Origin of the sequence: Rhizobium sp. 18055 (genome assembly GCF_902706285.1) — a bacterium.
Classification (GTDB): domain Bacteria; phylum Pseudomonadota; class Alphaproteobacteria; order Rhizobiales; family Rhizobiaceae; genus Rhizobium.
Genome location: NZ_CACSKD010000422.1, coordinates 1 through 403 on the forward strand (window position 1 = coordinate 1; position 403 = coordinate 403).

The window sequence follows — 403 nt, forward strand, 5'->3', positions numbered from 1 at the left end:
GGCAAGGCCACCAGCGGCAAGTCTTCGGTGCGCCGCCCGGCATCGGCTGGCGCCGGCAAGACCACCGGCCAGCGGCCCGGCTCGCGCCTGGGGCGCGGCCACACGGCAGCGCGCTTCGCTGGCGCGAAGCTCACGCCCATGTCGCGGCGCGTGACCATCAAGACCTTGCTGGTCAACCAGCAGCGGGCCAGTCCGCAGTCGCTCGCCAAGCACCTGCGCTACGTCGAGCGCGATGGCGTGGGCCGCGATGGCGAGCCAGGTCAAGCCTACGGGCCGCAGGCCGATGTCGCCGACCTCGAAGCCTTCAAGGAACGCTGCGCTGACGACCGGCACCATTTCCGCTTCATCGTCTCGCCGGAGGATGGCTCCGAGCTCGAAGACCTGCGCACCTACACGCGGCACC

1 pseudogene is annotated in these 403 nt (G+C 71.0%); it reads left to right on the top strand.

The window, feature by feature from the left end:
• Positions 1-403 (top strand): annotated as a pseudogene (locus GVL52_RS29815) (relaxase/mobilization nuclease domain-containing protein); the annotation flags it as partial.